This is a genomic window from Dehalococcoidia bacterium, assembly GCA_025060295.1.
Taxonomy (GTDB): domain Bacteria; phylum Chloroflexota; class Dehalococcoidia; order Lucifugimonadales; family HRBIN23; genus HRBIN23.
The window spans coordinates 14,947-28,906 of the sequence record JANXCH010000003.1; the positions used below are offsets into that span (position 1 = coordinate 14,947).

13 protein-coding genes and 1 tRNA gene are annotated in these 13,960 nt (G+C 64.8%); all 14 read left to right on the forward strand.

Annotated features, from left to right (window positions below):
* The first annotated feature begins 1 nt into the window (after window position 1).
* Window positions 2-2,134, forward strand: a complete 2,133-nt coding sequence (malQ, locus tag NZ951_02255; GenBank protein MCS7206741.1) for a 4-alpha-glucanotransferase — start codon at window positions 2-4, stop codon at window positions 2,132-2,134.
* Window positions 2,131-3,834, forward strand: coding sequence for an alpha-glucan family phosphorylase (gene glgP, locus NZ951_02260; protein ID MCS7206742.1), 1,704 nt, complete (start codon window positions 2,131-2,133; stop codon window positions 3,832-3,834). The genes malQ and glgP overlap by 4 nt, the downstream gene beginning before the upstream one ends.
* Complete coding sequence (glgB, locus tag NZ951_02265) at window positions 3,831-5,744, forward strand: 1,4-alpha-glucan branching protein GlgB (GenBank protein ID MCS7206743.1); 1,914 nt, start codon at window positions 3,831-3,833, stop codon at window positions 5,742-5,744. Before glgP ends, glgB begins: the two co-directional genes overlap by 4 nt.
* 2 nt (window positions 5,745-5,746) lie before the next feature.
* Window positions 5,747-8,167: a DUF3536 domain-containing protein gene (locus tag NZ951_02270; GenBank protein ID MCS7206744.1), complete on the forward strand. Its 2,421-nt coding sequence runs from the start codon at window positions 5,747-5,749 to the stop codon at window positions 8,165-8,167.
* 66 nt (window positions 8,168-8,233) lie between these two features.
* Window positions 8,234-9,691, forward strand: coding sequence for a CoA-acylating methylmalonate-semialdehyde dehydrogenase (locus tag NZ951_02275; GenBank protein MCS7206745.1), 1,458 nt, complete (start codon window positions 8,234-8,236; stop codon window positions 9,689-9,691).
* Between the two features lie 45 nt (window positions 9,692-9,736).
* Window positions 9,737-9,811 (forward strand) — tRNA-Asn (locus NZ951_02280).
* Between the two features lie 144 nt (window positions 9,812-9,955).
* Window positions 9,956-10,558, forward strand: a complete 603-nt coding sequence (locus tag NZ951_02285; GenBank protein ID MCS7206746.1) for a Na+/H+ antiporter subunit E — start codon at window positions 9,956-9,958, stop codon at window positions 10,556-10,558.
* Complete coding sequence (locus tag NZ951_02290) at window positions 10,555-10,824, forward strand: monovalent cation/H+ antiporter complex subunit F (GenBank protein MCS7206747.1); 270 nt, start codon at window positions 10,555-10,557, stop codon at window positions 10,822-10,824. Before NZ951_02285 ends, NZ951_02290 begins: the two co-directional genes overlap by 4 nt.
* Window positions 10,821-11,144 (forward strand): monovalent cation/H(+) antiporter subunit G, encoded by a 324-nt coding sequence (gene mnhG, locus NZ951_02295; protein MCS7206748.1) that lies wholly within the window; start codon window positions 10,821-10,823, stop codon window positions 11,142-11,144. The genes NZ951_02290 and mnhG overlap by 4 nt, the downstream gene beginning before the upstream one ends.
* On the forward strand, window positions 11,141-11,386 hold the full coding sequence (locus NZ951_02300) for a DUF4040 domain-containing protein (protein ID MCS7206749.1): 246 nt from the start codon (window positions 11,141-11,143) through the stop codon (window positions 11,384-11,386). Before mnhG ends, NZ951_02300 begins: the two co-directional genes overlap by 4 nt.
* Window positions 11,383-11,667, forward strand: a complete 285-nt coding sequence (locus NZ951_02305; protein MCS7206750.1) for a hypothetical protein — start codon at window positions 11,383-11,385, stop codon at window positions 11,665-11,667. Before NZ951_02300 ends, NZ951_02305 begins: the two co-directional genes overlap by 4 nt.
* Window positions 11,657-12,097 carry a sodium:proton antiporter gene (locus NZ951_02310; GenBank protein MCS7206751.1) on the forward strand — a complete coding sequence of 147 codons (441 nt, stop codon included), beginning with the start codon at window positions 11,657-11,659 and terminating at the stop codon, window positions 12,095-12,097. Before NZ951_02305 ends, NZ951_02310 begins: the two co-directional genes overlap by 11 nt.
* The gene (locus NZ951_02315) at window positions 12,090-12,464 is read left to right on the forward strand and encodes a cation:proton antiporter subunit C (protein ID MCS7206752.1); all 375 of its coding nucleotides are present in this window, start codon (window positions 12,090-12,092) and stop codon (window positions 12,462-12,464) included. The genes NZ951_02310 and NZ951_02315 overlap by 8 nt, the downstream gene beginning before the upstream one ends.
* A complete protein-coding gene (locus NZ951_02320) occupies window positions 12,461-13,939 on the forward strand; it encodes a monovalent cation/H+ antiporter subunit D family protein (protein ID MCS7206753.1) in 1,479 nt (492 codons plus the stop codon). The genes NZ951_02315 and NZ951_02320 overlap by 4 nt, the downstream gene beginning before the upstream one ends.
* Window positions 13,940-13,960 lie beyond the last annotated feature (21 nt).

Below are 13,960 nucleotides of genomic sequence, written 5' to 3' on the forward strand. Positions count from 1 at the left end.
GATGGATAGGGCCTCCACTGTTGCGCTCCTGCACCGCCTCGCCAGGCTCTACGGCGTCCAAACGGCCTACACGGACGCCTCCCACCACAGGCGGTTTGCTTCTCCAGAGGCTTTGCTGGCTGTGCTGCGGGCTCTGGGCGCTCCCCTGGCCACTTTGAACGATCTCCCCTCTGCCCTCCGCCAGCGCCGTCAAGACCTGTGGCGGCAAACGGTCGAGCCAGTGGTGGTGGCCTGGGAGGGGGCCTTGCCCGCCCTGCGAGTGCGCCTCCCAGCCGCTGCAGAGCAGGCTACCCTTGTTGTTCACCTGGCCACCCAGAGCGGGATGCACCACACCTGGGCGTGGCCACTCTCCGCCCTCCCCACTCGGCAGCGGGCAGTGGTGGAGGGCGTGCCTTACGTAGTGAAAACCCTTTCCCTGCCCGTTTCTCTGCCCTGGGGCTACCACCGCCTCACCCTCGAGGGGCCCCTAGGCAGGGCAGAGGGCTTGGTCATCTCGGCCCCCCTGCAGGCCTTTACCCCGCCACCCACAGATGGCCCCACATGGGGGGTGTTTCTGCCTCTCTATGCTCTACACACCCAAGACGGCTGGGGTGCTGGCGACTACACCGCTCTCAGGCGTCTGGCCGAGTGGGTGGCCCACTTGGGAGGTAGCGTCGTGGCCACCCTCCCCCTGCTGGCCCTCTTTCTGGAGGATCCCTGCCACCCCAGCCCCTACTCCCCCATCAGCCGTCTGCTGTGGAACGAGTTTTACCTGGATATCACCGCTGTGCCCGAAGTGCAGACCTCCTCTGAAGCCCGAGCCCTGCTGGATACCCTGCGCCGAGAAGCCCACACCGGGCGTTCCGCACCCCTGGTGGACTACCCGGCGCAGATGCGCGCCCAACGCCGTGTGTTGGAGGCCCTGGCCCGCTCCTTCCAGACAAGCCTCACCCACGACACCCCGCGCGCCCGGGCCTTCCGCCAGTTCCTGCAGACCCATCCTTGGGTCGAGGCCTATGCCCGCTTCCGCGCCTGCGGGGAGAGGCTTCGCACGCCCTGGCGGGCGTGGCCCCCACCCCTGCGCGACGGTTGCGCGTCTCCCCCGCCCGATGACCTTCCCTCGACCTTCTACCACCAGTATGTCCAGTGGCTTGCGCACGAGCAGATGGACGCCCTGGCCCAGCAGGCGCGCCAGCGGGGTGTGCGTCTGTTGCTGGACTTCCCCCTGGGGGTGCACCCGGATGGCTTTGATACCTGGTGGCAGAGGGGGGTATTTGTAGAGGGGGTCTCGGTCGGTGCTCCTCCAGACGCCTTCTTCAGCCACGGTCAAAACTGGGCCTTTCCCCCCATGCACCCTCAACACCTGCGCCAACAAGGCTATGCCTACTTCCGCGCCAGCCTGCGCCACCACCTGCGCTGTGCGGGTCTTGTGCGCATAGACCATGTGATGGGCTTCCACCGCCTGTTCTGGATTCCCGCGGGAATGGAGGCCAAAGAGGGCGTCTATGTGCGCTACCCTGCCGCGGAGTTCTATGCTATCCTGGCCCTGGAGTCCCAGTGGCATCGGGTCGTGGTGGTCGGAGAGGACCTGGGCACTGTACCTCCGGAGGTGCGCCCAGCCATGGCCCGGCACGGCCTGTTACGATCCTATGTGCTTCCCTTTCACCTGACGCCCACGCCCGCTCGCGCCCTTGCCCGCGTGCCATCCCGTGTGGTGGCCTCGCTGAACACCCACGATATGCCCCCCTTTGGCGCCTTCTGGGCCGGGGACGATATCCGCCTGCGCCAGGCTCTGGGTTTGCTGGACGAGGTGGGCGCGGCTCGCGAGCACAGGCACCGCCGCACCCTCAAGGAGGCCCTCGTATCCTATCTGCTCCGCAAGGGCTTTCTGCGGGGCGATCCCTCTGACCCCCTGGCCGTGTTGGAGGCCTGCCTCACCTTTCTGGCCCACAGCCCCGCCCAGTTCCTGGTGGTCAACCTGGAAGACCTGTGGCTGGAGACCCAGCCCCAGAACATCCCCGGCACCACCACCCAATACCCCAACTGGCTTCGCAAGGCCCGCTACTCCCTGGACGAGTTCTCCCGTTTACCCCAGGTGGTAAACATCTTGGATCGGGTGAGCCGAGCTCGCCCCCGCCCTGCCCAGACCCCATGAGCACCCCCTCGCCCCAACCGGTTATCGCCTACTTCTGTATGGAGATAGCCCTTACGGCAGACATGCCCACCTACAGTGGGGGGTTGGGTGTCCTCGCGGGCGACACCCTGCGGGCCGCTGCCGATATGGGCCTCCCCCTGCTGGGCGTCACATTGGTGCATCGCCAGGGCTACTTCCGCCAACACCTGGGGCGATACGGCAGCCAACTGGAGGAGCCCGCCCCGTGGTCCCCCGAAGCCCTTCTGGAGCCCCTCTCCTTGCGGGTCACCCTTCCTCTGGCGGAACGGCTGGTGCACATCCGGGCGTGGCGCTACCGCGTGCAGGGGCTGTCAGGGCACACCGTCCCCGTGTACTTCCTAGATACCGACCTGCCGGAGAACGACCCCCTGGATCGCTCCATCACCGATTGGCTCTATGGAGGAGAGTCCCGCTATCGTTTGCGCCAGGAGGCAGTGCTCGGGCTAGGGGGCGTCGCCCTTCTGCGTGCTTTGGGGGTGCCGGTGGGCATCTACCACTTGAACGAGGGGCATACCGCCCTGGTGCCCTTGGCCCTGCTGGATGCCCACTTATCCCAGCAGGGCAAAACCCTCCCCGAGCCCGCCGACCTGGAGGCGGTGCGTCGCAAGTGCGTCTTCACCACCCATACCCCTGTCCCTGCGGGCCACGACCAGTTCCCCTTGAGCATGGTGCGGGCGGTGCTCGGGGAGCGGGTGGTGGCCCTTCTGCACGCCATCGGGTGCTCCCACGACAACACCTTGCACATGACCCGCCTGGCCTTGACCCTGTCGGGGTGGACCAACGCCGTCTCCGCCCGCCATCGGGAAGTGGCCCAGGGCATGTTCCCCCAGGCCACCTTGCACGCCATCACCAACGGCATCCACCACCCCACGTGGGTTTCGCCCCCCTTCCGTGCCCTGTATAACCGCTACCTGCCCGGCTGGGAGAAGGATGCCTTTCTGCTGCGCTATGCCTCCACCATTCCCCTGGATGCCCTCACCGAGGCTCACCGGGAGGCCAAACACCTCCTCCTGCAAGAGGTGGCACGGCGTACCCAGCGGCGGTTAGACCCCCAGGTGTTCACTATCGGCTTTGGGCGCCGCGCCACGGGGTATAAACGCATGGACTTCGTGTTTACTGACATGGGGCGTTTGCGTCAGATAGCGGAACGGGTGGGGAAAATACAGATTCTCATGGCAGGCAAAGCCCATCCCCGTGACACCGAAGGCAAAGAGTTAATTCGCAAAGTTTTCGCAGCGTCTGCAGCCCTGGGAGAAGTTCTCCCCGTTGTGTACCTGGAGGACTATGACCTGACCCTGGCCCAGCTCTTATGTGCTGGCGTCGACCTCTGGCTGAATACTCCTCGCAAACCCCTTGAGGCCTGTGGCACCAGTGGGATGAAAGCCGCCCTCAACGGTGTCCCCAGTTTCAGCGTCCTGGACGGGTGGTGGTTAGAGGGGCATATTGAGGGGGTGACCGGTTGGGCCATCGGTGGCCCCGAGCCCGTCAGCAATATGGCCTACGAGGCCCACGACCTCTACGACAAACTGGAGCGCATTATCCTGCCCATGTTTTATCGCCAACCCCGCGCCTATCAAAAGGTCATGCAAAGTGCCATCGCCCTCAATGGCCCCCTGTTCAGCGCGCAGCGCATGCTCCACCAATACCTTGTGCATGCCTATACCCGCCACAACCTTCCATGACCACAGCCACCGTGCGGTACGACGGAAGCCTGCTGACGGATCTCGACCTTTTCCTGTTTAACGAGGGCACGCACACCCGCGCCTACACCAAACTGGGGGCGCACCCCCTCGTCGTCAATGGCGAAAAGGGAGTATATTTCGCAGTGTGGGCACCCAATGCCGAACATGTTTTCGTCATCGGCGACTTTAACGCCTGGCGGAAGGGCCCACACCCCTTGCGCCCCAGGGGCCATTCGGGAATTTGGGAGGGGTTTATCCCTGGCGTAGCGCCCGGCACACGCTACAAGTTCCACATCTGTGGACGGCACGGCTACCACGCCGATAAGGCCGACCCCTTCGCCTTCTTCACCGAAACACCCCCCGCCACGGCGTCCGTTGTCTGGGACCTCTCCTACTCCTGGGGGGACAGCGCGTGGATGGCCGAGCGCCGCCGGCGCAATAGCCTGGACGCCCCCATCGCCATCTACGAGGTGCACCTGGGATCCTGGATGCGGGGCGAGGGGGGGCGCTTCCTCACCTATCGGGAACTAGCGCCCCTCCTGGCCAGTTATGTCAAAAAGATGGGCTTCACCCATGTGGAGTTCCTGCCCGTCATGGAGCACCCCTTTTACGGTTCCTGGGGCTATCAGATGTTGGGATACTTCGCCCCCACCAGTCGTTACGGCACCCCCCAGGACTTTATGTACTTGGTGGACCACCTCCACCAAAACGGTATCGGTGTCATCCTGGACTGGGTGCCCGCCCATTTCCCCGACGATGCCCATGGGCTGGTTTTTTTTGATGGCACCCACCTTTACGAGCACGCCGATCCGCGCCAGGGCATCCACCCCGACTGGAACAGCCGTATTTTCAACTACGGTCGCCACGAGGTGCGCAGTTTTCTGCTCAGCAGTGCCCTCTTCTGGCTGGATGTCTACCACGCCGACGGCCTACGCATCGACGCCGTCGCCTCCATGCTCTATCTGGACTACTCGCGCAAGCCGGGGGAGTGGGTGCCCAACATCTACGGGGGGAAGGAGAACCTCGAGGCCATCGCCTTCCTGCGCCGTCTGAACGAGGAGGTCTACCGCGCCTTCCCCGATGTGCAGACCATCGCTGAGGAGTCCACTGCCTGGCCTATGGTCTCCCGCCCCACCTACCTGGGGGGTCTGGGCTTCGGGCTCAAGTGGGACATGGGCTGGATGCACGACACCTTGCACTACTTCTCCCGCGACCCCATCTACCGCAAATACCACCACGACCGCCTCACCTTTCGGGGCCTCTATGCCTTTTCCGAAAACTTCATCCTCCCCCTCTCCCACGATGAGGTGGTGTATGGCAAAGGCTCCCTCCTGTCCAAAATGCCCGGCGATTCCTGGCAGAAGGCGGCGACCCTCCGTCTCCTTTTGGGCTACCAATACGCCCAGCCCGGCAAGAAACTGCTGTTCATGGGCGGGGAGTTCGGCCCATGGCAGGAATGGAACCACGACTCCGCTCTCCCCTGGCACCTGCTAGACCAGCCCCTACACCGAGGGATTCAGCTGTGGGTCAGCGACCTCAACCGCCTCTATCGGCAGGAGCCTGCCCTGCACCTGCACGATTGCCAGCCGGCGGGGTTTGAGTGGGTGGACTGCGCCGATGCGGAGCAGAGCGTGGTCTCCTTCCTGCGCAAGGGAGCCACCCCCCGCGAGACCATCTTGGTGGTGTGCAACTGCACCCCCGTGCCCCGCTTCAACTACCGGGTGGGCGTGCCTCTCCCCGGCTTCTGGCGAGAACTGCTCAACAGCGACGCCCAGGTGTATGGCGGGAGTGGTCTAGGTAACCTGGGAGGTGTGCAGGCCACCCCGATCCCCTTCCATCACCGCCCGTACTCCCTTGAACTCACGCTCCCCCCCTTGGCTATCCTTTTCCTGAAGGGGCCAGAGACCTAAAGATGGAACGCTACATCTGCATCCACGGCCACTTCTATCAGCCTCCCCGGGAGAACCCCTGGCTGGAGACCATTGAGGTGCAGGACTCGGCCCACCCCTATCACGACTGGAACCAACGCATCACCGCCGAGTGCTATGCCCCCAACAGCGCCTCCCGCATCCTGGATGCCCAGGGACGCATCACCGCCATCGTCAACAACTACGCCCACATCAGCTTCAACTTCGGCCCCACCCTTCTGGCCTGGATGGAGCGCCACGCCCCCGCCACCTATCAGGCCATCCTGGATGCCGACGCCCAGGGGCGCAAAACCTTCTCCGGCCACGGCCCTGCCATCGCCCAGGCCTATAACCACATCATCCTCCCCTTGGCCACGCGCCGCGACAAAGAGACACAGATCATCTGGGGCATCCGGGATTTTTACCACCGCTTCCGTCGCCCCCCCGAGGGGATGTGGCTCCCCGAAACGGCCGTGGATACCGAAACCTTGGCAATTCTGGCCGAGCAGGGTATCCGTTTTACCCTTTTGGCACCCCATCAGGCCCGGCGTTTTCGGCGGGCCGACGGCCCCTGGCAGGACTGCAACGGGGGCATTGATCCCACCACCCCCTACCAGGTCCACCTCCCCTCTGGGCGCACCATCGCCGTCTTCTTTTACGACGGCTCCATCGCCCACGCCGTCGCCTTTCAGGACCTGTTGCACAATGGGGAGGCCTTCGTCCAACGCCTGGTGAGCGCCTTTCGGGAGGGGCGCCCTTGGCCCCAAATCGTCCACATCGCCACCGACGGCGAGACCTACGGCCACCATCGCCCCCACGGGGATATGGCCCTAGCCTATGCCCTCCACGCCCTCCGGAGCCGGCGTTTGGCCCGCCTGACCGTATACGGAGAATACCTGTCCCGGCATCCCCCTGCCTACCACGTGGAGATCGTGGAGAACTCCTCCTGGAGTTGCGCCCACGGTGTTCAACGCTGGCGCACAGCCTGCGGGTGCCACACCGGGCGCCACCCTGAATGGAGCCAGGCGTGGCGCGCCCCCCTGCGAGAGGCGATGGACTGGCTCCGCGATACCCTTGCCCCCCTCTACGAGGAGGCGGCCGCCCGCCTGGTGCGCGACCCCTGGGCCGCCCGCAACGATTACATCACCATCATCCTGGACCGCTCGCCGGAAGTGTGGCAGGCCTTCCTTTCCCAGCACGCCCGCCGCCCCCTTTCCCTTCACGAGCAGGTTACCCTGCGCAAACTTTTGGAACTGCAGCGCCACACCCTGCTGATGTATACCAGTTGCGGCTGGTTCTTTGATGACATCTCCGGCCTGGAAACGGTGCAGGTGCTCCAGTACGCTGCCCGTGCCCTGCAACTGGGGGAAGACCTGTTCCAACGCCCTTTGGAACCCGACTTTTTGCGCATCCTAGAGCGTGCCAAAAGCAACTTGGCCGAGCACGGCGATGGCAGACGCGTGTACGAGCGCTTTGTGCGGCCGGCTATGGTGGACCTGAAACGGGTGGGGGCACACTATGCCGTCAGCGCCCTCTTTGAGTCCTATCCCCCCCAGACGACCGTCTACTCCTACAGCGTGGAGCAGGAGGACCTTCAAACGCTGAGCATGGGGGAGAGCCGTCTGGCCATCGGGCGGCTGAAGGTTACGTCGCAAGTCACCCTGGAGTCCGCCCGGCTGTGCTCAGCGGTCGTGCACTTCGGCGGGCACAACTTGGTGGGGGGTGTGCGGGAGCTCCGCGATGAAGAGGCCCACCCCTTACACACCGAGGAACTGACCCACGCCTTCCTGCGGGCGGACATCCCCGCCGTCCTCTCCCTCCTGGAGCAACACTACACAGCGGCCACCTATTCCCTGCACTCCCTGTTCCGGGACGAGCAGCGGCGCATCATCGCCCGTATCCTCCAGGCCACCGTGGACGAAGCGGAGACTGTGTATCGGCAACTGTATCAGCGCCACCAACCCCTCATGCGCTACCTGGTCAGCCTGGGCTATCCCCTCCCCCGCGCCTTACACCGTGCCGCAGAAGTGGCCCTCAACGCCGACCTGCGCCGAGCCCTCAACGGCAACGGCCTGGACTGGGCACGCCTCACCACTCTGGTGCAAGAGGCCCAGACATGGCAAGTGGGATTGGATCGGGAGACCCTGGCCCACCTCCTCCGTGAGGCCCTGGAACGCCTGATGGAGCGCCTCGCCGACTCCCCAGACGACATTCCCCTCCTCAAACATGTGAAGGACGGGGTTGCTGTGGCCCGCACCCTCCCCTTTGCACCCGACCTGTGGAAACTGCAGAACACCTACTACACCCTTCTCCAACACGTCTACCCCGACTACCAGCGGCGCGCCCAGCAGGGCGAGGGGGAGGCGAAGGTGTGGCTCGACCTGTTCACCGCCCTGGGCGGGCTCCTTGCGGTGCGCGTGCCCTAGCGCGGGGAGGGTGCGGCGCCCCAGTGTTTTACAATAAAGCCAACCCCAGGACGCAGGGAGGGAAGCGTGCTCCATGAGCGCAGTGTCCTCAACTACATTTTCGGCCAATGGCGCGCTGCCGAGAGCGCCGAAGCCCTGGATGTGGTCAACCCCGCCACCCAGGAGGTATTAGGCCACACTCCCCTCTCCACGCCCCGCGATGTGGACGCCGCCGTGCAAAGCGCCGTCCGCGCCTTCCCCCAGTGGGCACGCACCCCCGCCGTGGAGCGGATTCAATACCTGTTCCGCTTCAAGGCCCTTGTAGAGGCCCACATGGATGCCCTGGCCCGCACCATCGTCCAGGAGAACGGCAAGACCCTGGCCGAAGCCAAAGCAGAACTGCGCCGGGGGATCGAGAACATCGAGGTGGCCTGTGGCATCCCCTCCCTGATGCAGGGGTATACCTCCGAGGATGTGGCCCAAGGGATAGACGAACTGGTGTTGCGCCAGCCCTTGGGGGTGGTGGTGGCCATCACCCCCTTCAACTTCCCGGGGATGATTCCCCTGTGGTTCCTGCCCTACGCCATCGCCTGTGGCAACACCTTCATCCTCAAGCCGTCGGAGAAGGTGCCCCTGACCGCCCAGCTCCTCGTCCAGTTGCTGGAGCAGACGGGCCTGCCCCCCGGTGTGGTGAACCTGGTGCACGGCTCCAAGGAGACAGTGGACGCCCTGTTGGACCACCCCCAGGTGCGGGCGGTGAGCATGGTGGGCTCCACCCCTGTGGCCCGTTACATCTACGCACGGGCGGCGGCCAACGGCAAGCGCGTCCAGTGCCAGGCGGGAGCCAAGAACCACGTGGTCATTATGCCCGACGCCGATATGGCCCTGGCGGCGCGGGCCATGGCGGAGAGCGCCTTCGGCTGTGCGGGGCAGAGGTGTTTGGCCGCCTCGGTAGCAGTAACGGTGGGAGAGGCCCACGCCCCCTTCCGGGAGGCCATCGCCGAGCATGCCCTCTCCCTACGGGTAGGCTATGGCCTGGAGGAGGGCATCCAGATGGGGCCGGTCATTTCCCGCCAGAGCAAGGCGCGCATTGAGGGCCTTATCGCCCAGGGTTTGGAGGAGGGGGGGCGCCTGGTGGTGGACGGGCGTAACCCCCGCATCCCCCGCTACGAGCAGGGCAACTTCATCCGCCCCACCATCGTGGAAGGCATCCCCCTGACCAGCGACCTGATGCGCACCGAAATCTTCGGCCCCGTGCTTACCCTGGTGCATGTGCGCACCCTGGAGGAGGGCATCGGGGTCATCGCCGCCAATCCCTACGGCAACGCCGCCAGCATCTTCACCCGCAGTGGGGCGGCAGCACGCCAGTTCCGCAGCCAGGTGCCGGTGGGGAATGTGGGGGTCAACATCGGCGTGCCGGCGCCGGTGGCCTTCTTCCCCTTCAGCGGGTGGAAGGAGAGTTTCTTCGGGGTGTTGCACGGGCAGGGGCGAGATGCGGTGGGCTTCTATACCGAGCAGAAGGTGGTGATCGAGCGATGGGGATAGCCCCTTGCCCTGGGAAGGGCCCTGCGCTATGCTAGGAGATGGCGCTCCCCGATAGCTCAGTGGTAGAGCGGGCGGCTGTTAACCGCTTGGTCGCAGGTTCGAATCCTGCTCGGGGAGCCATATTTGGCGCAGCGTGGACAATTCCACCTTGCCCCTATCCGATGCTCCCGAAGGAGCGTGGGCATGGTGTGTTGGCTCCTTACCGCCCCCGCCCCCGGTTGTGCTGACCCCCTTGTGTGCTCGGCCGAGTATTGAGGGGCGACGATGCGTCTGCTTGTGCCCACACCGTGGCGCGTGCGTATCCCCTGGGGGCGGTGGCTGGCGGTGGCGGTGCAGGCAGGCATTATGCTAGCCTTCTGGCTGGCCCTGTCCGGACGCGTCCGCCTGCCCTACCTCGCCTTCGGCGTGGTGGCAGTGGCTATTGTGCTCCTCCTCAACCGCGAGGTATTCAGCCTGCGGGGGCCGGTGGGGCGGCCCACCACACTGCGCAAGGCATTGACCATCGCAGGGCGGTGGATAGGCTATGGGGGCTGGCTCCTGTATAGCATCGCCCTCGCTAATGTGCAGGTGGCCTATGTCGTTCTCCATCCCCGCATGCCCCTGCGCCCGGCCCTTTTGCGCTTTCGCGTCCCCCGCCTTCGGGAGACGGCCCAAGTGGTGCTGGCCAACTCCATTACATTGACGCCGGGGACGGTTACCGCCGACCTGCAGGATGGCCAGTTCACCGTCCACACCCTCATGCCCAGCCTTGCAGGGGCGCTGGTGGCGGGGGAGATGCCCCGCCGGGTAGCCGCCCTGTTCGGAGATAGCGTGGAGGGAGCCACTGAAGTTACCTGGGCATCCTCTTTGAAAAACCTGCACCCATGACGGCTTTCGTCACAGGAGTTACCCTTGCCCTAGCGGTGCTGGCCCTAGTGCCCCTAGTGCGCATCGTCCGCGGCCCCACCACCTTTGACCGGGTGCTGGGCCTGGGGCTGATAGGCACGAAGGCTATCCTTTTGCTGGTGCTCATCGGTGTGGTCTACGACCGCTTGGACATGTTCGTGGACCTGGCCTTGGCCTATGCCATCCTGAACTTCATCGGCGTGCTGGCCATTGCCAAGTTCCTGGAGCGTCGGGGGGAGGAGCCGTGAGCACCGCCCTGGCCATCGCCCTTCTTGTGGGGGGGCTGTTTTTTGTGCTGGTAAGTTCCCTGGGGGTGCTGCGCCTCCCCGATTTTTACACCCGCTGCCACGCCCTGGGCAAATCGGACACCTTGGGGTCTATCCTTGTTTTGGGAGGGCTGGCGGTGCACGAGGGGCTGACCCTCACCTCCTTCAAGATGCTCCTTATCCTGGCCTTTGTGGCCCTGGGCAACCCCACCGCCACCCACGCCCTCACCCGCGCCGCCCTGCGCACCGGCCTAGAGATGTGGAGCCGAACGGCTCCAGAAAAGGAGAGCAAGACCCCGTGATCTGGGCTTTGGACTTTTGGCTTCTGCTTTTGCTGATCCTGACGGGGGTGCTGGCCCTGCACCTGCGCAACCTGCTGGCGGCGGTTATTGCCTTAGGGGCCTACAGTTTCCTGATGGCCTTGCTGTTCGCCCACCTGGGGGCAGTGGATGTGGCCTTCACCGAACTGGTGCTGGGAGCGGGTATCACGGGGGTGCTCATGGTGTTTGCCCTGGCCGTGTTGGGCAGGAGGGCCGAGGATTGAAGGCGCTGGCGGCAGTTATCATCGCCTTTTTCCTCGCCGTTTTGGTCTTCGTGGAGGGGGACTTGCCCCGTCGGGGCGACCCCCAAGCCCCCGCCCACCAACATGTGGCCCCCTATTATATTCAGCGCTCCCTGGCCGACACCAAGACGCCCAACCTGGTTACCGCCGTGTTAGCCGACTATCGGGGCTACGACACCCTGGGGGAGACGGTGGTCATCTTCGTGGCGGGGCTGTCCTGCATCCTCATCCTCCTGCGGGAGAGGCAGACGCATGGGGGATAGGTATCCCAGCCTGGTGGTGCAGTTGGTGACGCGGGCGGTGGTGCCCGCCATCCAACTGTTCGCCCTGTATGTGCTGTTTCATGGCCACTCCAGCCCCGGTGGGGGGTTCCAGGGGGGTGTGCTCCTGGCTGCCAGCATCGTGTTGCAGAGGCTGGTGCAAGGGCACGAGGCGTCCGCCCGCCAGTTTCCCTCGCGCCTGGCCTTGCTGCTGGCAGCCATCGGGCTGTTGGCCTTCATCGGCACGGGGCTGGTCCCTGTTGTGCGCGGGGGAGCGTTTTTGGACTACGGCCTCTTGCCCTTGCCCGGGGCTGCGCCCGCTACCGTGCGCTACTACGGCATCCTCGCAGTGGAGGCGGCCATCGCCCTGACGGTATGGGGCACCCTGGTGGCCATCTACGACCGCCTCAGCGGGAAGGCAGACGATGCTTGAGGACTTTGCGGGCCGCTACCCTTACTTTCTAACCGCTGCCCTGTTGGTGTTAGGCCTGTACGGCATGCTGGCCAAACGCAACCTGTTCAAACAGGTCATCGGCATGACCATCTTCCAGACGGCCATTTTCCTGTTCTTCATTCAGGGGGCGGCCAAATGGGGGGGCACGGTGCCGGTCCTTGACCCCGCACGGGGAACGGACCCCGCCCAGTATGTGAACCCCCTTCCCCATGTGCTCATCCTGACTGCCATCGTAGTGGGGGTAGCCAACACGGGGGTGGCCTTGGCCCTGCTGTACACCATTCACCGACGCTTCGGCACCTTGGACGAAGCTCGTATTTTGGAGAAGGCGAAGGGAGAGCATTGAGCCACCTTCCCCTTCTGGTGCCCGTCGTCTACCTGGTGTTTTCCTTGCTGTCGGTGCTGGGGGGCTTGTGGCGTCGCTCCCTGGGGTATGCCCTGGCATTGGTGGGGGCGGGGGTGTGTGTGCCCCTGGCCCTGTGGGGGCTATTTCAGGCCTTGAGCCAAGGACGCATCCGCTACGCCCTGGGGGGATGGCCACCCCCCTTCGGGATTGAATATGTCCTTGACCCGTTGGCGGGATTGCTGTGTGCCCTCATCGCCACTATTGGGCTGGTGGTCTTGGTCTACGCTCGTTGGTCGGTGGCGCGGGAGGTGCCCGAAAAGGCCCCGCTCCTGTATCCTGTCGCCCTGCTCCTGCTGTCGGGGTTGACGGGGATTGTGGTAACGGGCGACCTGTTTAACCTGTTCGTGTTCCTAGAGATCGCCTCCCTCTCCGCCTACGCCCTGTTGGCCACGGGGCGGGGCTTAGCCCCTCTGGCCGCCTTCCGTTACCTCATGATGGGGATGATCGCAGGGAGTTTCTACCTGCTGGGGGTGGGTTTCCTGTACTTCTCCACAGGGTCGTTGAACATGGCCGATGTGGCGGAGCGTTTGGAGCCTTTGGCGGGTTCCCGGGCGGTGGCGGCAGCAGCGCTCCTGATGGCGCTGGGTTTGGGGCTGAAGATGGCCCTGTTTCCCCTGCACCTGTGGCTCCCCGATGCCTACACCTACGCCCCCTCGGCGGTTACGGGCCTCATCGCCCCAGTCATGACCAAAGTGGCGGGCTACGCCCTCATCCGCCTCACCCTGGATGTATTCGGCCCCGCCTACATGACGGAGAGGGTGCCCCTGCTGCCTGTGGTGGGGTGGCTGGCGGCGGGGGGCATCTTGGTGGGGTCGGTGATGGCCATCGCCCAGACGGACTTCCGACGCATGTTGGCCTATAGCAGTGTGGGGCAGGTGGCCTATGTGGCGCTAGGACTAGGGCTGGGCAACCCGATGGGCCTGGTCGGTGCCCTTCTCCACACCCTGAATCACGCCTTCATGAAGGGGTGCCTGTTCCTGGTAGCCGGAGGTGTTTTTTACCGGGAGGGGGTAACGGAGGTGCCCCACTATGCCGGGTTGGGGCGCACCATGCCCTGGACGATGGCTGCCCTCACAGTGGGGGCTGTGGGGATGATCGGCATCCCCCCCACGGCGGGGTTCTTCAGCAAATGGTATCTGGTGCTGGGGGCGCTGGACGCCCGCAACTGGGTTTTCGTGGGGGTAATCCTGGTGAGCAGTTTGCTCACCGCCGTCTACTTCTTCCGCGTCCTCGAACAGGTCTATACCGCACCCCGCCCGGCGGATATGCCCGCTGCGCCCCACAGTGACCCGCCCCTGGGAATGCTGGTGCCTATCCTTGTATTGGGGGCGGGTGTGCTGGTGCTGGGGCTGATTAACAGCCTGATCGTGACCCATGTGTTGCAACGGGTGGCGGCCCCCCTTGCTGGAGGCTAGCGCCCGCCGAAGGAGCCTGAT

Excerpts from the sequence above, each read along its gene's own strand:
- glgP (MCS7206742.1), top strand. The coding sequence starts at position 2,131 with ATGAGCACCCCCTCGCCCCAACCGGTTATCGCCTACTTCTGTATGGAG.
- malQ (MCS7206741.1), top strand. The coding sequence starts at position 2 with ATGGATAGGGCCTCCACTGTTGCGCTCCTGCACCGCCTCGCCAGGCTC.
- NZ951_02285 (MCS7206746.1), top strand. The coding sequence starts at position 9,956 with ATGCGTCTGCTTGTGCCCACACCGTGGCGCGTGCGTATCCCCTGGGGG.
- NZ951_02310 (MCS7206751.1), top strand. The coding sequence starts at position 11,657 with ATGGGGGATAGGTATCCCAGCCTGGTGGTGCAGTTGGTGACGCGGGCG.
- glgB (MCS7206743.1), top strand. The coding sequence starts at position 3,831 with ATGACCACAGCCACCGTGCGGTACGACGGAAGCCTGCTGACGGATCTC.
- NZ951_02270 (MCS7206744.1), top strand. The coding sequence starts at position 5,747 with ATGGAACGCTACATCTGCATCCACGGCCACTTCTATCAGCCTCCCCGG.
- NZ951_02290 (MCS7206747.1), top strand. The coding sequence starts at position 10,555 with ATGACGGCTTTCGTCACAGGAGTTACCCTTGCCCTAGCGGTGCTGGCC.
- NZ951_02315 (MCS7206752.1), top strand. The coding sequence starts at position 12,090 with ATGCTTGAGGACTTTGCGGGCCGCTACCCTTACTTTCTAACCGCTGCC.